Source organism: Dictyoglomus sp. SSW (genome assembly GCF_055181335.1).
Genome location: NZ_CM143705.1, coordinates 1,695,923 through 1,717,275, shown reverse-complemented (window position 1 = coordinate 1,717,275; position 21,353 = coordinate 1,695,923). Strand labels below are relative to the sequence as shown.

Below are 21,353 nucleotides of genomic sequence, written 5' to 3'. Positions count from 1 at the left end.
TTTTAAATATTATATTCTTTGATAAGGTTGTTATACAAGTCAAGGAGTTTTTTATTAATCTTTTGAACACTGAAATTTTGGGCACTACTTATGGCATTTTCTGATAATTTTTTATATAAGTTATAGTTTTCTAATAATTCTATAACTTTATTTGAAAATAAGATAATACTTTCCTCTATGTTAGAAGTTTTGAAGGGTATTAGAAAACCATTTGTTTCATCTTTTACAAAATCTGCAATAGCCTCATCTTCTAAAGCAATTACAGGAAGCCCAGCTGTAAGAGCTTCTAACACTACTAAACCTTGGGTCTCGGACAAAGACGAGAAGACAAATATATCTGAAGAATAGTAGGCCTCTATTACTTTATCGTAATCAAGATAGCCAGTAAATATTACCCTATCTTCAATATTAAGGTTTTTAGCTTCTTCTTTTAGATTATTTATTACTCTCTTGTCAGGGTTATCTCCTACAATGAGAAGGTAGATTTTGGGATAATTTTTTAATTTATTCATAACTTTCAATAAAAATTCTATGTTCTTTTCTTTTCCTAACCTTCCCACAAATAGTAAAATATATGCATCAGTAGGAAGATGTAATCTATCTCTTGCTACTTTTTTATCAATGGGATGAAAATTCCTCAAATCTAAACCATTAGGAATTATTTCTATAGGTTTCTTAACTCCAAAATCAATAAGTAGTTTTTTAATCTTTGTGGAAGGGGCGATTACAGTATCACAGAGGTTGCAATAAGATCTACTAATCCATATTGCTATATCTTTTGCTCTTTCCTCAGTTATTATATGTTTTTTGACCATATCTGGAAAATGATCCCATATGTAGTAGGCGTATTCAGTAAGCAAGGTGTGGTAGGTATGTATAAGGGGGATTTTTCTTTTTTTAGCTTCATAAGCTCCAAAAATTCCTAAGGAAAAAGGAGTATGGGTATGAATTACATCCAATTTAAGATTGTTAAGATATAGATCATAATTTGCAGAAAAAGGAGTTGCTATTCTATGTTCTTTTTGAAATGGAAAAGTAATAGAAAAAAGCTGATAGACATGTTTTTCTGGTAAGATTTTAGGTATATAAGGAATAAATAGATGTACTTCATGACCTTCTTCTTCTAAGGTTTTCTTCTGAAAAAATAGGGCGGTAGCTACACCGTTCTTTTGAGGTTTATAGGTATCACTAAAGAATCCTATTTTCATCTATGAAATATCCCGTAATATAGAAGATGTCCTAAGATTAAACCAATTATTCCTCCGACTATAGCTTCTATAGGGGTATGTCCAATAGATTCTTTCAGATTTATCTCTTTTAATTCTGGATCTTTTAACTCCCTTTGAATTATCTTATTTATTACTTTTGCTTGCTCTTCTGTAGCAAGTCTTACTCCGATTGCATCTGCAATTACTATTCCAGCTAAGAACATAGATAATATAAAAATGGTAGAATTAAAACCTTCCTTTATACCTATTATTAATGATAAAGATACAACAAGGGCTGAGTGAGAACTTGGCATTCCTCCCCACTCAAAGAAGGCTATCCATAAAAACTTTTTTTCTTGAATAATTTTTATAATACCCTTCAGCCCTTGAGTAATTATTACTACGAGGAAAGGAATAATGAAAATTGGATTGTTAATTAGATCAATAACTATTTTTATCATATCTACCGTGTTATGGTCACCTTTCTTATATTTCTTGGATTATCCGGATCTCTACCTTTTAATTCAGCTAAATAATAAGCAAAGAATTGAGCTGGATATATTAACAATATAGGAGACACATCTTCAGGAATATCACAGTCAATAAAGAAGCCTTGGTAATCTTTATGAAGATTAGGTTCGTTACTGAATAAATATATGTCGGTACCCTTTTCTTTTAATATAGATAGTATTTCTAAGGAATGGTTTAAGCTCTCCCCCTTTGGGGCAAAGAAGAATACAGGAAAACCTTCAGTGGCGAGAGCTAAGGGGCCGTGCATAAAATCAGCGGAAGAATATGGTTGGGCTATAATATAGGAAGTCTCCTTGAATTTTAATGCTGTTTCTAATGCTGTGGAAAGGTTAAAACCTCTTCCTAACACAGCGCAATGTTCCATATATTTAAAGGGTTTTACCTCTTCTTTTATTTTCTCTTCCATACCCAAAATTGTATCCATAGCCTTTAATATTTTATCAAATTCATCCATATAAATTCTACCCTTTATAGAATTTATAAGAAAATACAGAGAAACAAGTTGAGATAGATATGTTTTTGTGGCTGCCACACTTTTTTCTTGTCCAGCATTGGTAAATATATTGATTTTGGCAAGTTTTGCTAATTTGCCTTCTGGATTATTTGTTATTCCAATAGTTAATGTACCTTGTTCATTAGCGGTTCTTATTACTTCACATATATCATCACTTTCTCCCGATTGAGATATGGCTATAACTAAGGAATTTTTTAGGTTTGGGGGTCTTTTGTAGATGGTGAAGAGGGAAGGGGCACATAATGAAACAGGTATTCCTATATGAGACTCTATATAATATTTTCCCCATATAGCAGCGTTATCAGATGAACCTCTTGCTACGAAGACCACATGATTAAAATTATACTTCTTGAGTTCGTCGGATATATTTTTAAATTCTTCTACCCTTTCCTTGTATCCCTTAATAATTTGAAAACTTTCTCTAATCTCTTTAATCATAAATTTATTCATTATTATTCACCCTCCTAATACTCTTTTTGGATAAGTCTAACACATCTTAGCTTATTTTATCAACTATGTTTACTAAATCTTTCCAATAGGCAGTAAATATAGAGGAAACTCATTTTTAGGAAGATGTATTATTCTTTTTACATCTTCATCATTAAAGGCTCCTACTGCTACAGTTCCCAAGTTCAGAGATACACATTGTAAATAAATATTTTGGGCACAATGTCCTGCTTCCATAAATACATATCTTATTCCTCTTTCCCCATATCTTGCAGTGGTTTTATAGTAATTAGCTGATATTATGATAATAACTGGGGCTCTCCTAATCCATTCTTGTCTTAAACATGCGATAAAAAGATCTTCTCTCTTATCACCTTTTAAATGGAGATTTAATTCATGGCTCTCAGGAATATACTTGTAAATTCCTATATCTAAATCATGAACTTTATAAGCAAAGACATATATTTCTAATGGAAAAGTAGCACCTGCAGAAGGACATGTCCTAAATTTGTAATTCTTTTCTGTTATTCCTTGGGCAGACCATAATATTTGAGATAAATCTTGTAAATTAATGGGGTTCTCTTTATATGTTCTTACCGACCTTCTTAAAAGTAATGCTTCTTCTATGGATAAATGACCTTTACAAATAGGTGTTGGTAGCTTGATATTTTTATTCTGAAAATTATTTAGCTTTACCATGATTATAAATTATATCAAAGAAATAAAATTTCTGAAGTGCTCTTTGTGATATGATGATGTGGTATAATTTTTATGATGAATATGAAAAAAGCAAATTTGTTAATTTTTATTCTTTTAATTTCTTCTATTATAAGTATTATATATTTATTTCTACCGAAAGGCGAAACCAAATTTTTAGTTATACAAGTAGAAAATAGAGAAGTATTAAGAATACCCCTAACAAAACTTAAAAGTGGTGATAAATATAAAGTAAAAGGCCCCTTAGGAGATAGTATTTTTGAATATATAGAAGGAAAAGGAGTACATATGATCTCATCCCCTTGCCCTGATAAAATATGCATAAAACAAGGATTTATAAATAAAACGGGAGAAAGCATTGTTTGCTTACCTAATAGAGTTATAATAACTCTTGAGAGGTAGAATATGAAAATTGTAAATTCTGAAGATATAAGAAATTTGGAGAAAATTTTAGAAGAGCAATATAAGATTCCAACTCTTATGTTGATGGAGAATGCCTCGATCTTTCTTTTTAATTTCTTAAAAGATAATATCCCAGATTTAAAAAGCAAGAATATGGCTATTCTTTGTGGTCCTGGGAATAATGGGGGAGATGGTGTTGCTTTAGTTAGGCACCTTCTAAATTATGGTGTGAAAAATGTATACGTGTTTTCTTATTTTTGGGATAAAAAAATATCAGATCTTTTAAAAATTCAACTGAGTCTTATAAATGATGTTCTTATATTAGATTTAAAGGCTAATTATAAAGATCTAAGCTTGTTTGATATTATTGTAGATGGAATATTTGGAATTGGGTTAAAAAGAGATATCGAAGATAATCTTAAAAATATTTTCGAATATATAAATGAATTAAAAAAATTTGTAATTTCTATAGATGTCCCTTCTGGAATTGACTCTGATACTGGTGAAATTAGGGGTTCTGCTATAAAGTCCTCATATACTTTAACTATGTTTTATCCTAAAAAGGGATTTTTTGAATATCCTGCTATAGAGTATATTGGAAATTTAGTAGTAGGTAGACTTAACTTTGGGGATATGTTTTTGGATTCTATAGTAAAAAGTAATATGGAGCTTGTGGATGAAAATATGGTACAAAAGTTAATTCCTGTTCATACTAAGATGGTTTATAAAGGAAAAAAAGGAAAAGTATTAATTATTGGGGGATCTTTGAAATATACAGGAGCACCGATTCTTTCTGCTTTATCCGCTTTAAGAAGTGGGGCAGGTATGGTCTATCTTTCTGTACCAGAAAGTATTCATATGATTTACAGGGCTTTATATCCCGAAATAATATATATTCCTCTTAAAGAAATTGATGGTTATATTTCTTCGGAAAATTTAGATTATATTATTGAGTTTATAAATAGCTATGAAATTGATGCTATAGGTTTAGGACCTGGTATCGGATTATATTCAGACACTAGTCTTTTTGTTAAAGGACTTATTACGAAAGTAGATATTCCTATAGTGGTAGATGCTGATGCTTTAGTATATATCAAGGATATTTTGGAAGAGATAAAAGGAAAAAAGATAATTATTACACCTCATTATGGAGAGATGTCAAAAATTTTAAATCTTCCCGTTGGTTATATACAGAAAAATAGATTCTTGATTGGTGAAGACTTTGTAAGAAAACACAAAATAAACTTAATACTTAAAGGTCCTTATTCTTTAACCTTTACCAAAGAAGGACAAATTTATGTAAATCCTTTTGCAGATTCTTTACTTGCTACTGCAGGATCTGGTGATGTTCTTACTGGTATTTTAGCAAGTCTTTTAGCCCAAGGCCTTAGTGAGAATAATGCATGTATTTTAGGGAACTATATTCATGGATTTTCTGTTAATTTTTGGAAGAGAAATAGAGGAAATTACGGTATGATTTCGTCAGATATTATAGATTTTCTTCCAGATATTTTTATGGAAATCTTTAAAGGAAAAAGTATTTAAAAATCTCTATTAGACCTAAAATATCTTCTTCTTTTGCCACATAATTTGCTATTTCTTTTAATTGTGGATGTCCATTATATGGTGTTGCTTTATATTTTAATTTACTTAAAAAGGGGAGATCTCCTAAACTATCTCCTATACCTAATACCTCATCATAGTCTAATCCTTTTATTTCCAAAAGGAGATCCATTCCTGCTCCTTTATCTATTCCTTTAGGAGTAATATCTACTGCAACAGAGGAATAAACTAATTGAAAGTTTGGAAAATTTGTTTCGATTAATTCTTGAGACATTTTTGCTAATTCTGGTACAGGAATATCTTTTTCTGGAAATATGGATACACAAACTTCTTTACCTGGCTCTATATGTCCATAGCCTTTTAATTTCTCTTTTAAAAATTTTTTGAGTTCTTCTCTCTGTCTTAAAAATTCTTCTTTTATTTTGGGATGCAAAATTATATCATCTTTATCAATTAGATATATAATGCATCCATTTTCTCCTATAGAATCCTCAAATTGGCCTATTGCTTGAAGCATTGCTTCTATATATGGTTTTGATCTTCCTGTGTTTAAAGATATAGGAGGAAGAAGTTTAAGATGGTCTCTAATCCATTTTAGCCCATCTAAGTCTAAGGGATATCCTTTATCTTTGGTTATACATCCTTCTATATCTGTTAATATCAATTTTATATCCATGGTATGAAAGTTTATCGAAAATTATGATTCTTGTCAAACTTTATAAAATATTGTAGAATGCCATTGAAAACACTAATATTCAAGTCTTTAAACTAAGGAGGCGAAGATTATGTCAGGACATTCTAAGTGGGCAAATATTAAACACAGAAAAGCTGCAGCAGATGCTAAAAAAGGAAAACTTTTTTCAGCTTTAAGTAAGGAGATTATTATTGCAGCTAAACAAGGCGGAGGAAATCCAGAAACTAACCCCCGTTTAAGAGCTGCAATTGAGAGAGCAAGAGAAGCTAATATGCCAAAGGAGAATATTGAAAGGGCTATAAAGAGAGGTACAGGAGAGATTCCTGGTGTAACATATGAAGAGGTTACCTATGAAGGATATGGACCAGGCGGTGTAGCTATAATGGTAGAAGTAGTTACAGACAATAAAAATAGAACTGCTTCGGAAATAAGAAGAATATTTACGAAACACGGTGGAAGTTTAGGAGAGGCAGGATGTGTGGCATGGATATTTGAAGATAAAGGTAGCATTTTTATTGATAAGGAATGTGTTAAGGATGAGGATCAATTAATTAGTGATGCTTTAGAAGCTGGCGCAGAAGATGTTCAAATAAGTAGTGATAGTGTTGAAATAATAACAGACCCCCAAAACTTTTCTGAAGTTAAAGCTAAATTACAAGAAAAAGGATATGTAATAACTCAAGCTGAAGTAACAAAAGTTCCGAAGAATTTAGTTCCAGTAGAAGGTCCAGATGCAGAAAAACTTCTTAAGCTTATGGAAGAGCTTGAGGATCATGATGATGTACAAAAGACTTATGCTAATTTTGATATACCTGACGAGATCTTACAAGCTCTATCTTAGATGAAAGTTTTAGGACTTGATCCTGGAACAGCTATAACTGGTTTTGGCATTTTAAATAAGGAAGAAGACTATATTAATGTTATAGATTATGGGGCTCTAATAACTCCTTCTAATTGGAGTTTAGGAAGGAGATTAAATTATTTATATGATCAAATCTCAGCTCTATTAGAGAGTTATGATCCTGACATTGTTGTGATGGAGAATATATTTTTTAATAAAAATGTAAAAACTGCTATAAGTATTGGGCAATCCCAAGGTATAATTTTGCTTGCTGTTTACCAACACCAAAAAGAGATATTTATGTTTAGTCCTTTAGAGGTTAAATTATCAATAGTTGGATATGGAAGGGCATCCAAAAGCCAAATCCAATATATGGTCAAAGAAGTCTTAAATTTGAAAGATATTCCTAAACCAGATGATACTGCTGATGCTTTAGCTATTGCATTAGCATATATTTATAGCAGAGGGGAGAATATTTAATTGTCATTTTTTCATTCAATAGAAGGGAAATTAGATAAGATATATGATAATTTTGTGGTAGTGAGTTTGGATTTTTTTAGTTTTAGGATTATTTTGGGAGAAAAGGACCTGATCCTTTTGGGTAATAATATAGGTCAAAAAGTAAAGATTTATATCTCTGAAAGTATCGATAAGGAAGAGATTAAGATCTTTGGTTTTTTGGATGAGAATAAAAGAGATCTTTTTGAAGATCTTAAACGTATAAAAGGGGTAGGGGAGAAAATAGCATTAAGGATTGTAAATTATTTCTCTCCAGAGGAATTTAATGAAATCTTAGAAAATGAAGATATAAATTCTCTACTAAGAGTTCCGGGAATTGGCAAAAAAGTGGCTCAAAAAATATTCTTGGAAAAGAATGGGTTATTGCCCAAGGAGAAAAAGGAGGAAAGTACTATAAGGAAAGCTTTATATAACTTAGGTTATAATAAAGAAGAGGTTAATGAGGTTATGAAAGAGATTAGAAAAAAATTTAAAGATTTTGAGAATATAGAAGAGATTATTAAATTTGCTCTACAAAGATTATCTAAGGAATTATGAAAATGAGAAAGATTCCAGCCTCTTCTTTAACTCAGAGGGAACCTCTCTTAGATAATATTTTAAGACCTAAAAATCTTTCTGAGTTTATTGGACAAAAAAAGATAAAAGAAAGACTTAGTTTGATAATAAACGGTGCTAAAAAAAGAAAAGAACCTATAGATCATATACTATTTGTAGGTCCTCCTGGTGTTGGTAAAACTACTCTTGCTTTTATTTTAGCAGAAGAGCAAAAGGTTTCAATAAAAGCTATTTCGGCTCCTTCTTTACAAAAAATAGGGGATCTTGTAGCTCTTTTGACAAATGCTCCAGAAAATGGAATTGTTTTTATAGATGAAATCCATAGATTATCTTCATCTTTGGAAGAGATATTGTATTCTGCCATGGAAGATAGAAGTATAAGTTTTATTGCTGGCAAGGGACCTGGAGCAAGAGTACTTAATTTTAAGCTTCCTCCTTTTACCTTAGTAGGTGCTACTACAAGACCTGCGCTTCTTAGTAATCCTTTGAGGGATCGCTTTGGTTTTATTGCCTCTCTTGATTATTATTCTCATGATGAGATGGTAGAAATTATTAAGAGGTCTCAAAAATTACTTGGTATAGAGCTTTCTGAGGAAGGCGTACATGAGGTTGCTAAAAGATCAAGAGGAGTACCAAGAATTGCAAATCGTCTTTTAAAAAGAATAAGAGATTATATAGAAGTGGAGGAAATGGGAATTATAGATAAAGAAGAAGTGAAAAAAATTCTTGACCTTATGGGGATAGATGATAAGGGTTTAGATGATTTAGATAGAAAGATCCTTTTTACCCTTAGAGATAAGTTTTCTGGTGGACCTGTAGGTATAAAAACCTTAGCTGCTGTTCTTAATGAGTCTCCTGAAACTATTGAGGTAGTTTATGAGCCATATCTTTTAAGAATAGGTTTTATTCAAAGGACACCAAGAGGAAGAATAATAACTCCCCTTGGACTTTCTCATTTAATGAGGTGCTCTGATGGAGGATAAAAGAATATTTCTTCATATATGTTGTGCTCCTTGTCTTACTTATCCTTTGAAAGTTCTTAGAGAGGAAGGTTATGAAATTACTGGTTTTTGGTATAATCCCAATATTCATCCTTATACCGAATATTCTCTCAGACTTTCTACTCTTAGATCCTTTGCAGAAAGTCAGAATTTACAAGTAGTGTATGAGGATGATTACGCTTTAGAGGAATTTATAAGACAAGTAGTTTATAGAGAAGATAATAGATGCCCTGTTTGTTATTACATGAGGCTTAAAAGGACAGCCCAAAAAGCAAAAGAACTTGGATATAAGCTCTTTTCTACCACTTTATTGGTAAGCCCTTATCAAAAACATGATTTAATAAAAGATATAGGCTATCTTTTAGCAAAGGAATTTGGTTTAGAATTTTATTATAAAGATTTTAGAGTGGGATATAGTGAGGGAGTCAAGCTTTCTAAGGAGTATGGTCTTTATAGACAGAAATATTGCGGATGTATATATAGTGAAAAAGACAGATATTGGAGGGAAGGAAAAAAATGAAATATCATATTTTGTTTAATCCTACTTCTAATAGAGGAAAGGCTGAAAAAATATATCCAAGACTTATAGATATTTTAGATAGAGAGGGATTAGATTATTCAATAGAATATACTATTGGTGGTAAAAAAACTTTTGAACAGGTGGAGAAGGCATTGGATAAAGGAGTAGATGTGGTAGTTGCAGCTGGGGGTGATGGTACTATAAATGAGGTGGTTAATGGGCTTAAGGGTAGAGGAATTTTAGGAATAATCCCTCTTGGAAGAGGTAATGATATAGCTATATCCTATGGTATCCCAAGAAATATAGAAAAATCTATAAAACTTTTAAAATCCCAGAATATAAGAGAAGTGGATATTGGAGTATTAGATGGAAGATATTTTGTGGGTATAGTAGGAACTGGTTTTGTAGGAGATGTAAATTATAATTCGAATAAGCTGAATTTGACAGGATTTAAAGGGTATGTTATTTCTGTTTTTACCACATTAAAGGGGTTCAAATATCCAGAGTGCGAGATTTTTTTTGACTCTATAACTTGGAAAGGTAGAATTACGTTGGTGGCTTTGGGAAATACGATGTATTATGGTGGTGGTATGAAATTACTTCCTAATTCTAAGGTGGATGATGGTTTTCTTGATATAGCTATTGCTCAAAAGATTCATACTGCGGAGTTGATTGCTACTTTTCCTCTTGTATATATAGGAAAACATACCATTAATCCTCATGTAAAATTTTATAGGAGTAAAGAAGTAACAATAAAATCAGATAGTGAACTTATAATTAGTTATGATGGTGAGCTTATAACAAGAAACGAGATTACCTTTAAAACAATGCATAAATTTCAAAAGATTATAGGGGGTATGTAACTGTGGACTTTATGGGTAAAGTACTTATTTTTTTGGGAATTTTACTTATAATTTTAGGATTAGTTTTTCTCTTTGTAGATAAAATTCCTTTATTAGGTAAACTTCCTGGAGATATTAGAATAGAGAGGAAGAATTTTGTTTTTTATTTTCCATTGACTACCTCTATTCTTTTGAGTCTTTTCCTTACCATAATCATAAATATCATATTGAGACTCAAAAAGTAAAGTTATGTTAAAATGAGGATACTTTTACTATTGTTTATTCTTTTTTCTTTATCCCTTTTTAGTTTATCCTATTCTCAAGAGGTTCCAACTTTAAGAATTGGTATTGAAAAGATTGATGGTGAGGTTTTCTTCTCAAATATAGGTGAGATTATTACAGATTATCTTAACATTAAGGTTGAAGGTAAGGGGATTATAAAGATTATAGTTAAGGATGGTAGTGCTATTATAGAAGCAGAAAATGGTATACTTACAGCTACTTTGCCAATTAAAATCTACCCGGATGGGTATTATTTAAATTATAATAACGATTTTTATCGTGGATATATGGAGATATCAAAAAGTGGATGGTTAATAAATGTGATAAATACGGAAGATTATTTGTTGTCAGTAGTACCATCAGAGATGCCTGCTTACTATCCCTTGGAAGCTTTAAAAGCACAAGCAGTTGCTTCACGAACTTATGCTTTAGCTAATATAGGTAGACATGGAGAATTTGATCTTTGCAATACTACTCATTGTCAAGTCTATAAAGGGATGAAAAAAGAGAATGAGAAATCTACAAAAGCAGTAATGGACACCAAGGGAGAGGTAATTGTATATAATGGTACTCCTATAAAAGCTTTTTTCCATTCATCTTCAGGTGGTTGTACCGAAGCTTGTAAATATGTTTGGGGACAAGATTTACCATATTTGCAAAGTGTTAAAGACGTGGATGAACTTTTATTAGACGCATGGACAAGAGAGGTAACTTTAGGAGATCTTTTGGTCAAAATAAGATCTTTAGGAATTTCTTTGAGTAATGAATTTTCTATAGAAGTAGAGAAAACGCCATCAAATAGAGTATATAATATAATTTTTAAGGATGACTACGGAGTATATTATGTTAAAGGTACGACTTTTAGATATTTATTTAATCTACCAAGTACTTTATTTAATTTTTCCTTGAATAGTTGCGGTCAAATCTTAATTGTGGGTAGAGGGAATGGACATGGGGTAGGTCTTTCTCAGAAAGGCGCAAAATTTTTGGCAGAAAAAGGTTATAATTATAGAGAGATTTTAAAATACTATTATCAAGGAGTGGATGTTGTTAAATGGTATTGAAATTGTCAGATTATGATTATTATCTTCCTGAAGAACTTATTGCTCAAGAGCCGGCTGAACCAAGGGATTCTTCTAAACTTATGGTGGTAGATAGGAGTACAGGAGATATCTCTATCCATATTTTTAGAGATATAAAGAATTTTTTAAAAAAAGGAGATGTATTAGTACTTAATAATACAAAAGTCGTTCCTGCAAGGATATATGGAAAAAAGGAAACTGGTGCTAAGATTGAAATACTCCTTTTAAAGAAAACAGCTGATAAGGAATATGAGGCATTAATAAAGCCTGGAAAAAGAGCCAAAATTGGTTCAAAGATATTTTTTGAAAAGGATATTTATGCTGAGGTAATTGAAAGAAATATGGAAGGAATCTTTGTTTTACGCTTTTCACAGGATAATATAGAAAGCATTCTTCCAGAGATCGGAGAAGTACCTTTACCTCCATACATTAAAAAGCCAATAAAAGATCCAAATCGTTATCAGACTGTTTATGCTGAAAAAGAGGGTGCTGTTGCTGCTCCAACAGCTGGATTACATTTTACACCTGAACTTTTGGAAAATTTGAAAAACATGGGAGTAGAGATATTATATGTCACTCTTCATGTAGGGCTTGGTACCTTTAAACCCGTAGTGGTTGAAGATATTACCCAACATAAATTAGAACCTGAATATTTTGAGTTATCAGAGGATGTAGCCTATAGGATAAACAAAGCAAAGGAAGAAGGAAGAAGAGTTATCGCTGTTGGTACTACAGTAACGAGGGTTCTTGAAGCTCAAGGAAGATCTGGGAGAGTAGAATCTGGAAAGGGTTTGGTTTCCTTGTTTATATATCCTGGTTTTGAATTTAGAATTCTTGAGGGCCTTATAACCAATTTTCATCTTCCAAAATCTACTCTTCTTATGCTTGTTGCAGCATTTATGGGGTATGATCTTATGAAAAAGGCATATCAGAAAGCTATAGATGAAAGATTAAGATTTTATAGTTTTGGGGATGCCATGTTTATATATTAGGAGATATAAATATGATTTTTGAGAAAATATTAGATGATAACATAACAAAAGCAAGATTAGGAAAATTAAGAACCTACCATGGAGAGATTAATACTCCTGTTTTTATGCCTGTTGGTACGCAAGGTGCTATAAAAACTGTTACTCCAGAAGAAGTAAAAGAGTTAGGAGCTGAAATAATTCTTTCTAATACTTATCATTTGTTTTTGAGACCTGGTCACGAATTGATAGAAAAAGCTGGGGGGCTTCATGTTTTTATGGGATGGGATAGGCCAATATTAACTGATAGTGGGGGTTATCAAGTTTTTAGCCTTGCCAGATTAAGGAAAATAGACGAAGAAGGTGTTTACTTTAATTCTCATATTGATGGTACTCAATATTTTTTTACTCCAGAACTTGTTATGGATATACAGGAAGCTTTAGGTTCAGATATTATAATGCCTCTTGATATATGTTTAGGATATGGTGCTTCATACTGGGAAACTAAAGATGCATTAAAAACTACTATTTCCTGGCTAAAAAGAACTATAGACTATAAAGAAAAGATAGGGAATTCTAATCAGATTCTTTTTGGTATTGTACAAGGTGGTTTTTACAAAGAACTTAGAAAAGAGGCTGTTGAAAAGCTTTTAGAATTTGATTTAAAAGGTATAGCTATCGGGGGTATAAGTGTAGGTGAGCCTAAGGAAGCCATGTATGAGATAATGGGGTATACCTTAGATTTACTTCCCAAAGATAAACCAAGATACCTTATGGGAGTTGGGGCTCCAGAGGATTTGATAATTGGAGTTTCCATGGGAGTAGATATGTTTGATTGTGTTTTACCTACGAGGCTTGCAAGACATGGTGTTTTTTATACAAAAGAGGGAAGAAAAAATGTTAAAAATGCAAAATATAAAGAGGATTTTACACCTTTGGAGGAAGATTGTGATTGTTATTCATGTAAAAAATTTACCAAGGCTTATATAAGACATTTATTTTTACAGCATGAGACCCTTTCTTATAGACTTCTCACAATTCATAATTTAAGATTTCTATTTAGACTTATGGAAGAAATAAGAAAAAGTATACAGGAAGGGAGGTTTGGTGAGTTCAAAAGAGAATTTCTTTATAAGTATTTGATCTCTGATAAAGAAAATAGATTGGAGAAGGAGGATATATGGAACAAGCTGTTAATTTATTAGGTTTAATAGTTGTTTGGGGAGTTTTCTTAGCTATTTTTTACTTTATCCTTGTAATTCCCCAAAAAAAAGAAGCTAAAAAGAGAGAAGAAATGTTAAATTCTCTAAAAGTAGGGGATAAAATAGTAACAAAAGGGGGATTGATAGGGCAGATAGTAGCTATAAACAAACAGAAAAGGACAATACAAGTTTCTTTTGCAAAAGGTATAGTTTTTGAGATGCTGCTTGATGGAGTTGCTTATCCTTTAAAAGATTAGCAGAGAAAGGGGAGATATGAAATAATGAATATAAGGACAGAATATAAAACAGCTTTTATTGTACTTCTTTTGGGTGTAGCCATCTGGATTCTCCTTACTTTTCCATTTAGATTTGGATTAGATATTAGGGGCGGTATTAGGGTTACATTACAATGTCAAAAGGCAGAAGGAGTTGAGATTACAGATGATGCTGTGAGAAGAACTATCGAGGTCATTAGAAATCGTATAGATCAATTAGGAGTTACAGAACCTTCTATCTATAAAGAGGGTACAGATAAGATTGTAGTAGAGCTTCCTGGTATAAAAGATCCAGAAAGAGCACTGGAAATTATTGGTCAGACTGCTTTACTTGAATTCAAAGATGAAAAAGGAAATACTATACTGACTGGTTCTGCGTTAAAGAGTGCAAAAGTGGAATTTGATCAAGTTGGACAACCTATGGTCAGGGTAGAGATGAACCCTGAGGGTGCTAAGATATTCGCAGATTTTACTGCTAAAAATGTAGGAAAGCAGGTTTTTATTGTACTTGATGGTAAGGTAATATCCAATCCTGTAATAAAAGAGCCTATAACTGAAGGAGTGGGAGTGATAACAGGAAGATTTACTTTTGATGAGGCACAAAAACTTGCAATACTTCTTAGGGCTGGAGCTTTACCTGTACCTGTAAAGGTTATTGAAAATAGAACTATCGATCCAACCTTAGGAAAGGATACTATGGAGTCTGCTTATAGGAATGGAATTATAGGTGGAATCCTTGTTATCTTGTTTATGATTCTTGTTTTTAGAATGATGGGACTTGTAGCAGATATTGCTCTTTTAGTCTATATAGTATTAGATCTTGCTGCTCTTAAGCTTTTAAATGCCACTTTAACTTTACCAGGTATTGCAGGTATTATTCTCTCTATAGGTATGGCTGTAGATGCTAATTGTTTAATTTTTGCAAGAATGAGAGAAGAATATGCAAAGGGTAAAACTCCTATAGCAGCTTTAGATTCTGGCTTTAGGAATGCCTTAAGGGCTATTATTGATAGTAATGTTACCACTATCCTTGCAGCATTAATACTTTTCTATTTTGGGACAGGACCTATAAGAGGATTTGCAGTAACATTGTCATTAGGTGTGGCTCTTAGTATGTTTACATCTATTGTAGTGACAAGAACTCTTCTTGAGAATTTGTTATCGCTTCCTATATTTAAAAAAGCATCAAAGTTACTTGGATTTTAGGGAAGGGAGGAAAAATCGTGAAAAGGGAAATAAATTTTTTGGGGAAAAAAGTGAGAAGATTTTTTCTTATCATGTCTCTCATTTTTATAATAGTTGGAATGGTGTTCTTTTTTACAAAGGGGTTGAATTATAGTATTGATTTTCAAAGCGGAAGTGTTATTTATTATAAATTGTCTTCTCCTCTATCTTCTGATCAGATTTCAAAGATAAGAAATATAGCGAAAAGCCTTTATGACAAAGCCACAGTACAGACAGGATCGGAGGGTAAAGAGATTTGGATAAGAACGAAATTTTTAAATGAAGAAGATGTTAAAAAACTTTCTTCAGAGATTGAGAAAGTTTTGGGGAAATATGAGGGTAGAGAACTAACTACTATTGAGCCAACTATAAGCAAAGAACTCAGAGAAAAGGCTATTCTTGCATCTATTTTAGCAATAATCATAATGCTTGTGTATATAACTATAAGATTTAGATTTGATTTTGCAATTTCTGCTATTATAAGTGAAGCTTTTGTTCTTTTGGCTACTATCTCTCTATTTTCTATTTTCCAATGGGAAGTTAGTCCATCCTTTATAGCAGCTATATTAACTCTTTTAGGTTATGCTATTAATGATAATATAATAATATTCGATAGGATAAGGGAAAATATGAAGCAAAATCCAAAAGAAAGTTTTACATCTCTTGCTAACAGAAGTGTTAATCAAACCCTTGCAAGGACTATATATACAGTTTTAACTACTTTATTAGCAATAACACCTTTTCTTATATGGGGTGGATCAGTTTTAAGATCTTTTATAATTGCTTTGTATTTTGGAATAATAATAGGTACTTATAGTACTATATACATAGCTACATCTTTACTTTGTGAGTGGAAAGATATACATAGTTCATAGATGATGAGAAAATGGATTCTTCTTTTTGAAGAAAATAAAGGGCAGGAAGAGGATCTTGCAAGAAAACTTGGAGTTTCATCTCTTCTTGCCCGTCTTCTTATAAATAGAGGAATTAATGAGGTAAACAAAGCAAAAAAGTTTCTTTACCCCAAAATGGAAGACTTATATGATCCTTCTTTCTTTTTTTCAGATTTTGAAAAGGCTATTAAATATTTATTAAAGCTTCGGGAAATAAATGGCAAAATTCTTATCTTTGGAGATTATGATGTTGATGGTATTACAGCTACAACTATTCTTTATAGTGTATTATCCAATTGGGGTTTTAATGTTTCTTATTATATTCCTCATAGATTAGAAGAGGGATATGGACTTAAAGAAAAAAGTATTAAGAGAGCTTTAACTCAAAATGAATTTGTAAGGCTTATATTGACTGCAGATTGTGGTATTAAGAATAAAAAAGAAATAGATTATTTAAGAAAGAATGGTATTGAGGTAATTGTGACGGATCACCATATTCCAGATGAAACATGTATTCCAGATGCTTTATTGGTTTTTGATCCTTATTTAAATAATTATCCATACCCATATATGGCGGGTGTAGGAGTAGCATTTAAGTTTTTAAAGGTTTTAGGGGATGCTATAGGTAAAAATATTTATAATGAAAAAGGTGTATTAGAACTTGTAACCTTAGGCACCCTGGGAGATATGATGGAATTAAAGGATGAAAACAGAATACTTGTGAAATATGGATTAGAAAAGATCTTAAATTCGGATATTTTAGGTTTGAGAGCTCTAATTAGGAAGGCTGGCTTGGATCGCAATACCCTGATAAGTACTAAAGATATAATCTTTAGCATTACTCCCAGAATAAATGCAGTAGGAAGATTTAAGGAAGTAGAGGAAGCAGTAAGACTTTTTCTAACCGAAGATGCAGATGAAGCAGAGTCTTTGGCAGATAAGCTTGATGAATTTAATAGGAAACGAAAAGAGGAAGTAGAAAGAGTCTATGAGATGGCAAAAGAATTAGTAAAGTATGAGGATTTAGAGAAAAATCGTGTAGTTTTTTTGTATAGTGAAAATTGGGGAAAAGAGGTAGGAGGAGTTATAGGGGTTGTTGCCTCAATGTTAAGTGAGGAATATAACCTTCCATTCTTTCTTGGAAGAAAAGAGGGTGAAATGATTGTCTTCTCAGGTAGAGGAGTGGAAGAGGTAGATTTGTTTGATTATATATCTAAGCTATCTTCATACTTAATAAATTATGGTGGGCATAAAGGTGCAGTTGGTTTTTCTATTCTAAATAAAGATTATGTGGATTTTAAATCAGAGGCAATAAATACTGCAAACAATCTTTGGAAAGACTTGGATTTTACACCTAAAGTAAAAATAGATGCTGAAATATCTTTAGATAAAGTCAGCAAAGAATTTTTATCCAAATTTCTTTCTGAGCTTGATTTATTACCGCCTTTTGGTCCTGGTAATGAGGAGCCAAGATTTAAGATAAATTCTACAACTTTTACAAATTTTGAAAAGATGGGTAATGGTGCAAGATATAAAATAAAGATAGGAGATATAACAGGAAGAGTTTTTTCGACTCCCATCTTTTCCCTCAGTATAGGAGAAGAGACTTTTAAGGATATTCCTAAGACAGTAGATATTGTTTTAAAAATAGAGAAAGAAGGGTATCAAGGGAGAGAATATTTTAATTTCTATCTTGAGGAGTGGAAAGAATCTGAAGAATCCTTAAAGAGTATTAAAAGAGACAAAATTAAGTATATATTATATTTTGTTGATAATATATTTGAAGTGTTAAATCTTATAGATGAGATAAAGAAAAGAGAAAGAGATTATATCATAGTATCTCCTAATTGGAATGAAAATTTTGGGGAATTAAATTTGTGTTCTCCATGGAGTTTAGAATCAATTCAAATTAACAAAGATACTATTTTATTATGGGATGATTCAGAGTTATTTTTGAAGGAACAAGTTTTTCAAAAATTTTTAGAAACTGTTAAGAATTTAAAAAATCCTATTATTTTTATTTCTTACCTTAAAAATGAGGAAAAAAGATTAATGCTTTCAGATCTTTTAGGAATAAAAAATCTTCGTTTACCTAATAAGGTATATACGCCTTCTTTTACCGATGCAAGGTTTTCTAAAACAAGAGATAAAGATATTAGATCTTTTGAAGGAAGAGATGTATATTTTTATCCTAACAAGATACCAAACAAAATATATAAATATTTGGTATTTCTAAAACCTCCTCTCACAGACTTAGAGTTTATCAAGTGGTCAAGGTTTGGTCGACATATTATTTTGCTTTTCGGAAAAGATGAGTTTATTGAAGGTTATAAGAGGATGCAAGAAAAATTACCATATTTAGAAAAAGAAGAAAGGGAAATATTTACCAATTTGGTTCAAAATTTTCTTCAGTTTCTACAGAAGGCAAAGCCTTCTGAAATATATTCTCTTCTTTTATAAGTACTTTCCTTGCTATAGTTAGAAAAGCAGTATGTGCTACCATTCTATGATAAGGTCTTACAGATAGACTCTCTATCTGCCATGGTCTAAGAAGGGTTTCTATTGTTTCAATAAGGGTGAAAGATTTAAAGCTTTCTAAGCATTCTACTGTTTTTTGAACTTGTAATATGGTAGGTGTATAAATTACAAGTATTCCACCTGGTCTTAAAACTTTATCAATATGTTTAATAGCTCTCCATGGTTCTGGGAGATCAAGAATAACTCTATCTATATCTTTATCTTCTTCGTCTATTTCTTGATATATATCCTTTAATCTTAATATATGATTATCTCTTCTTCCTAAGAAATTTTCTATATTTATAAGTGCTCTCTTTGCAAAATCCTCTCTTATCTCGTAGGATATAACTACTCCTGTTTCTCCTACTGCTTGTAAAAGTGCTATGGTAAGAGCTCCAGATCCTATACCAGCCTCTAATACTCTTGCTCCAGGATAGATGTCTCCCCATACTAATATAGTGCCTATATCCTTAGGATATATAATTTGGGCACCTCTTGGCATTTCAAGGATATAGTCTGCATAGGTTGGTCTTAAAACTAATAGATTTCCACCATGGGATGATTTTATGATACTTCCTTCTTCGAGTCCTATTATGTCATTATGTCGTACATAACCCTTGTGGTAATGGAAGGTCTTGTCTTTTTCTAATTGAATAAGATACCGTCTTTTACTTTCCCAAAGGATAACCCATTCGCCTTCGGAGAGTTTTCCTTTTCTTCTTATTTTCATCTTTTCTCTTTATATCTTTTAAGTTTAAGTTTTGCTTCTTCCCAAGGATATGTATTTATAACATCTTCTTTTTTAAGCCAAGCCCTTCTTGCTACATAGATTCCATAATTTATAAGTGAATAACTACGAATATCATGACTATCTGTTCCTATAGATAAATAAATGCCATATTTCTCACGAGCTATCCTAGCATCTATATCGCATAAATCAAGTCTATCGGGTTGAGCATTTATTTCTAGTACGGTACCTGTTTCTTTAGCCCAATAAAGAATAGCAGGAAAATCCACTTCATAGGCTGGTCTCTTATTTATTAATCTTCCTGTAGGATGGCTTATTATATCTACCCATGGATTTTTGATAGCAGAAATCAATCTCTCAGTTATTTTCTCTTTTGGCTGTTTAAAGCCAGAATGTAATCCTGCAATGACAAGATCAAAGTTCTTTAAAACTTCCTCTGGTAAATCTATGCTACCATCGCTTAATATGTTAGCTTCGATACTATGTAAAATTTTAAAATCCTTATATTTTCTATTTAATTCATTGATTCTTTGTCTCTGCTTTTCAATTTGTTCTGGAGTTAAGCCACCTGCAACTCCAAGTGCTTGACTATGATCTGATATTACTACATATTTGTATCCTAATCTATATGCTGTCTCTACCATTTCTTCCAAGGTATTTGCTCCATCACTCCAGTCTGTATGTACATGCATATCTCCTAAAATATCTTTTTCCTCAATTAACTCTGGTAGTTTACCTTCCATTGCTGATTCTATCTCGCCTTGATCTTCTCTGAGTTCAGGGGGTATAAACTGTAGACCTAATAACTCGTAAATTTCCTCTTCTTTTTCTCCACATAACTTTTTGTTATCGCTAATTCTAAAAACTCCATATTCATTGATTTTTAATCCCTTCTTTATAGCTATTTCTCTTAGTTTTATATTATGAGCTTTAGATCCTGTGAAATATTGGAGGGCAGATCCAAAGGAGCCTTTGTCTACAACTCTAAAATCTACTTGGATTCCGGGTTCTACAATGATACTTGTTTTAGTTGTTCCGGCTGCAAGTATGTTTCTTAATATAGGTAAACTTTTTAAAACTTGGTTTACTTTTTCCATATCATTAGTGGTTATAAGAATATCAATGTCTCCTATGGTTTCTTTTCTTCTTCTTATACTTCCTGCTGGTACTATGTCTGTTACAAAGGGATATTGAGATAGGTAATTTACGATTTCTTCCACTAAGGGTAAGGCTACTCCTAAAGGTATTCTTTCTGATACTTGCTGTTTCTCTTTGTATTCTTTTATGGCTTCTAATATATTTTGCTCAACTTTTGGTCCAAGTCTTGGTAACAGCCTTATTTTACCTTCTTTTGCTGCCTTCTCTAAGGATTCTAAATCTTTTATTCCAAGTTCTGTGTAAAGTCTATAAGCGAGTTTGGGACCGATTCCTGGTATTTTTAGAAGTTCAAGGATTTCTGGAGGTATTTCTTTTCGTAATTCTTCTAAATAAGTTACTTTTCCTGTAGTTAAATATTCTTTTATCTTTTGCCCAATACTTTCTCCAATCCCCTTTATTTGATACAATTTCCCTTCTTTAAATAATTTTTCTATGTCTTCTGGTAAATTCTCTATTCTTCTTGCAGCCTCTTGATAAGCTGCAACTTTATATCTATTTTCTCCCTTTATCTCTAAAAGGGTGGCTATCTCATCTAATATTTGAGCTACATCTCTGTTCTTCATATTCTTATTATATCATTAATAGTTTTTGTATAGGATACTCAAATTTGTTAAATAAGATTTAAGTATTTTCTTTTTGATACTTTATAT

Annotated in this window: 23 protein-coding genes; 16 read left to right on the top strand and 7 right to left on the bottom strand. The window is 31.8% G+C overall.

Annotation, left to right across the window (positions count from 1 at the left end):
* Positions 1-2: 2 nt before the first annotated feature.
* From ACY3JM_RS08525 to ACY3JM_RS08510, 4 genes are all read right to left on the bottom strand, one after another.
* Positions 3-1,208 carry a glycosyltransferase family 4 protein gene (locus ACY3JM_RS08525; RefSeq protein ID WP_463083430.1) on the bottom strand — a complete coding sequence of 402 codons (1,206 nt, stop codon included), beginning with the start codon at positions 1,206-1,208 and terminating at the stop codon, positions 3-5.
* Positions 1,205-1,669, bottom strand: coding sequence for a divergent PAP2 family protein (locus ACY3JM_RS08520; RefSeq protein WP_463083431.1), 465 nt, complete (start codon positions 1,667-1,669; stop codon positions 1,205-1,207). The genes ACY3JM_RS08525 and ACY3JM_RS08520 overlap by 4 nt, the downstream gene beginning before the upstream one ends.
* Positions 1,670-1,671: 2 nt before the next feature.
* The gene (locus ACY3JM_RS08515) at positions 1,672-2,703 is read right to left on the bottom strand and encodes an SIS domain-containing protein (protein ID WP_463111278.1); all 1,032 of its coding nucleotides are present in this window, start codon (positions 2,701-2,703) and stop codon (positions 1,672-1,674) included.
* A 72-nt stretch (positions 2,704-2,775) separates the two neighbouring features.
* Positions 2,776-3,399, bottom strand: a complete 624-nt coding sequence (locus ACY3JM_RS08510; RefSeq protein WP_463083433.1) for a SagB/ThcOx family dehydrogenase — start codon at positions 3,397-3,399, stop codon at positions 2,776-2,778.
* Between the two features lie 81 nt (positions 3,400-3,480).
* Between ACY3JM_RS08510 and ACY3JM_RS08505 the strand changes: the two genes are divergently transcribed.
* Positions 3,481-3,819: a NusG domain II-containing protein gene (locus ACY3JM_RS08505; protein WP_463083434.1), complete on the top strand. Its 339-nt coding sequence runs from the start codon at positions 3,481-3,483 to the stop codon at positions 3,817-3,819.
* A gap of 3 nt (positions 3,820-3,822) precedes the next feature.
* Positions 3,823-5,364: an NAD(P)H-hydrate dehydratase gene (locus tag ACY3JM_RS08500; protein WP_463111277.1), complete on the top strand. Its 1,542-nt coding sequence runs from the start codon at positions 3,823-3,825 to the stop codon at positions 5,362-5,364.
* Here ACY3JM_RS08500 and ACY3JM_RS08495 read toward each other — a convergent pair.
* Positions 5,345-6,058, bottom strand: a complete 714-nt coding sequence (locus tag ACY3JM_RS08495; RefSeq protein ID WP_463091593.1) for an HAD-IIB family hydrolase — start codon at positions 6,056-6,058, stop codon at positions 5,345-5,347. The genes ACY3JM_RS08500 and ACY3JM_RS08495 overlap by 20 nt on opposite strands.
* 109 nt (positions 6,059-6,167) lie before the next feature.
* On the opposite strand from ACY3JM_RS08495, the gene ACY3JM_RS08490 reads away from it, so the two are divergent.
* From ACY3JM_RS08490 to recJ, 14 genes are read left to right on the top strand one after another with little or no spacing between them, the layout of a single operon-like run.
* On the top strand, positions 6,168-6,917 hold the full coding sequence (locus ACY3JM_RS08490; RefSeq protein ID WP_463091592.1) for a YebC/PmpR family DNA-binding transcriptional regulator: 750 nt from the start codon (positions 6,168-6,170) through the stop codon (positions 6,915-6,917).
* Positions 6,918-7,397 carry a crossover junction endodeoxyribonuclease RuvC gene (gene ruvC / locus ACY3JM_RS08485; protein ID WP_463111276.1) on the top strand — a complete coding sequence of 160 codons (480 nt, stop codon included), beginning with the start codon at positions 6,918-6,920 and terminating at the stop codon, positions 7,395-7,397.
* A complete protein-coding gene (gene ruvA, locus ACY3JM_RS08480; protein ID WP_463111275.1) occupies positions 7,398-7,973 on the top strand; it encodes a Holliday junction branch migration protein RuvA in 576 nt (191 codons plus the stop codon).
* Positions 7,974-7,975: 2 nt separating this feature from the next.
* Complete coding sequence (gene ruvB / locus ACY3JM_RS08475) at positions 7,976-8,974, top strand: Holliday junction branch migration DNA helicase RuvB (RefSeq protein ID WP_463083440.1); 999 nt, start codon at positions 7,976-7,978, stop codon at positions 8,972-8,974.
* The gene (locus ACY3JM_RS08470) at positions 8,964-9,512 is read left to right on the top strand and encodes an epoxyqueuosine reductase QueH (RefSeq protein WP_463111274.1); all 549 of its coding nucleotides are present in this window, start codon (positions 8,964-8,966) and stop codon (positions 9,510-9,512) included. Before ruvB ends, ACY3JM_RS08470 begins: the two co-directional genes overlap by 11 nt.
* Positions 9,509-10,375, top strand: a complete 867-nt coding sequence (locus tag ACY3JM_RS08465) for a diacylglycerol/lipid kinase family protein (protein WP_463111273.1) — start codon at positions 9,509-9,511, stop codon at positions 10,373-10,375. The genes ACY3JM_RS08470 and ACY3JM_RS08465 overlap by 4 nt, the downstream gene beginning before the upstream one ends.
* A gap of 2 nt (positions 10,376-10,377) precedes the next feature.
* Positions 10,378-10,599: a DUF2905 domain-containing protein gene (locus ACY3JM_RS08460; RefSeq protein WP_463083443.1), complete on the top strand. Its 222-nt coding sequence runs from the start codon at positions 10,378-10,380 to the stop codon at positions 10,597-10,599.
* A gap of 30 nt (positions 10,600-10,629) precedes the next feature.
* Positions 10,630-11,700: a SpoIID/LytB domain-containing protein gene (locus tag ACY3JM_RS08455; protein ID WP_463111272.1), complete on the top strand. Its 1,071-nt coding sequence runs from the start codon at positions 10,630-10,632 to the stop codon at positions 11,698-11,700.
* The gene (gene queA / locus ACY3JM_RS08450) at positions 11,691-12,710 is read left to right on the top strand and encodes a tRNA preQ1(34) S-adenosylmethionine ribosyltransferase-isomerase QueA (RefSeq protein ID WP_463083445.1); all 1,020 of its coding nucleotides are present in this window, start codon (positions 11,691-11,693) and stop codon (positions 12,708-12,710) included. Before ACY3JM_RS08455 ends, queA begins: the two co-directional genes overlap by 10 nt.
* 11 nt (positions 12,711-12,721) lie before the next feature.
* Positions 12,722-13,891, top strand: a complete 1,170-nt coding sequence (gene tgt / locus ACY3JM_RS08445; protein WP_463111271.1) for a tRNA guanosine(34) transglycosylase Tgt — start codon at positions 12,722-12,724, stop codon at positions 13,889-13,891.
* Complete coding sequence (yajC, locus tag ACY3JM_RS08440) at positions 13,867-14,145, top strand: preprotein translocase subunit YajC (protein WP_463083447.1); 279 nt, start codon at positions 13,867-13,869, stop codon at positions 14,143-14,145. The genes tgt and yajC overlap by 25 nt, the downstream gene beginning before the upstream one ends.
* Before the next feature lie 24 nt (positions 14,146-14,169).
* Positions 14,170-15,369, top strand: coding sequence for a protein translocase subunit SecD (gene secD / locus ACY3JM_RS08435; RefSeq protein ID WP_463083448.1), 1,200 nt, complete (start codon positions 14,170-14,172; stop codon positions 15,367-15,369).
* Between the two features lie 17 nt (positions 15,370-15,386).
* The gene (gene secF / locus ACY3JM_RS08430) at positions 15,387-16,262 is read left to right on the top strand and encodes a protein translocase subunit SecF (RefSeq protein ID WP_463111270.1); all 876 of its coding nucleotides are present in this window, start codon (positions 15,387-15,389) and stop codon (positions 16,260-16,262) included.
* Complete coding sequence (gene recJ, locus ACY3JM_RS08425; protein ID WP_463111269.1) at positions 16,263-18,740, top strand: single-stranded-DNA-specific exonuclease RecJ; 2,478 nt, start codon at positions 16,263-16,265, stop codon at positions 18,738-18,740.
* Here the strand turns inward: recJ and ACY3JM_RS08420 are convergent.
* Together ACY3JM_RS08420 and polX are read right to left on the bottom strand one after the other, a co-directional pair.
* Positions 18,664-19,527 carry a tRNA (adenine-N1)-methyltransferase gene (locus ACY3JM_RS08420; RefSeq protein ID WP_463083451.1) on the bottom strand — a complete coding sequence of 288 codons (864 nt, stop codon included), beginning with the start codon at positions 19,525-19,527 and terminating at the stop codon, positions 18,664-18,666. The two genes, recJ and ACY3JM_RS08420, sit on opposite strands and share 77 nt — an antisense overlap.
* Positions 19,524-21,266: a DNA polymerase/3'-5' exonuclease PolX gene (polX, locus tag ACY3JM_RS08415; RefSeq protein ID WP_463083452.1), complete on the bottom strand. Its 1,743-nt coding sequence runs from the start codon at positions 21,264-21,266 to the stop codon at positions 19,524-19,526. The genes ACY3JM_RS08420 and polX overlap by 4 nt, the downstream gene beginning before the upstream one ends.
* Positions 21,267-21,353 lie beyond the last annotated feature (87 nt).

Coding starts and splice junctions, on each gene's coding strand:
- ACY3JM_RS08525 (WP_463083430.1), bottom strand. CDS start 1,208: ATGAAAATAGGATTCTTTAGTGATACCTATAAACCTCAAAAGAACGGT.
- ACY3JM_RS08520 (WP_463083431.1), bottom strand. CDS start 1,669: ATGATAAAAATAGTTATTGATCTAATTAACAATCCAATTTTCATTATT.
- ACY3JM_RS08515 (WP_463111278.1), bottom strand. CDS start 2,703: ATGAATAAATTTATGATTAAAGAGATTAGAGAAAGTTTTCAAATTATT.
- ACY3JM_RS08510 (WP_463083433.1), bottom strand. CDS start 3,399: ATGGTAAAGCTAAATAATTTTCAGAATAAAAATATCAAGCTACCAACA.
- ACY3JM_RS08505 (WP_463083434.1), top strand. CDS start 3,481: ATGAAAAAAGCAAATTTGTTAATTTTTATTCTTTTAATTTCTTCTATT.
- ACY3JM_RS08500 (WP_463111277.1), top strand. CDS start 3,823: ATGAAAATTGTAAATTCTGAAGATATAAGAAATTTGGAGAAAATTTTA.
- ACY3JM_RS08495 (WP_463091593.1), bottom strand. CDS start 6,058: ATGGATATAAAATTGATATTAACAGATATAGAAGGATGTATAACCAAA.
- ACY3JM_RS08490 (WP_463091592.1), top strand. CDS start 6,168: ATGTCAGGACATTCTAAGTGGGCAAATATTAAACACAGAAAAGCTGCA.
- ruvC (WP_463111276.1), top strand. CDS start 6,918: ATGAAAGTTTTAGGACTTGATCCTGGAACAGCTATAACTGGTTTTGGC.
- ruvB (WP_463083440.1), top strand. CDS start 7,976: ATGAGAAAGATTCCAGCCTCTTCTTTAACTCAGAGGGAACCTCTCTTA.
- ACY3JM_RS08470 (WP_463111274.1), top strand. CDS start 8,964: ATGGAGGATAAAAGAATATTTCTTCATATATGTTGTGCTCCTTGTCTT.
- ACY3JM_RS08465 (WP_463111273.1), top strand. CDS start 9,509: ATGAAATATCATATTTTGTTTAATCCTACTTCTAATAGAGGAAAGGCT.
- queA (WP_463083445.1), top strand. CDS start 11,691: ATGGTATTGAAATTGTCAGATTATGATTATTATCTTCCTGAAGAACTT.
- tgt (WP_463111271.1), top strand. CDS start 12,722: ATGATTTTTGAGAAAATATTAGATGATAACATAACAAAAGCAAGATTA.
- yajC (WP_463083447.1), top strand. CDS start 13,867: ATGGAACAAGCTGTTAATTTATTAGGTTTAATAGTTGTTTGGGGAGTT.
- secD (WP_463083448.1), top strand. CDS start 14,170: ATGAATATAAGGACAGAATATAAAACAGCTTTTATTGTACTTCTTTTG.
- recJ (WP_463111269.1), top strand. CDS start 16,263: ATGATGAGAAAATGGATTCTTCTTTTTGAAGAAAATAAAGGGCAGGAA.
- ACY3JM_RS08420 (WP_463083451.1), bottom strand. CDS start 19,527: ATGAAAATAAGAAGAAAAGGAAAACTCTCCGAAGGCGAATGGGTTATC.
- polX (WP_463083452.1), bottom strand. CDS start 21,266: ATGAAGAACAGAGATGTAGCTCAAATATTAGATGAGATAGCCACCCTT.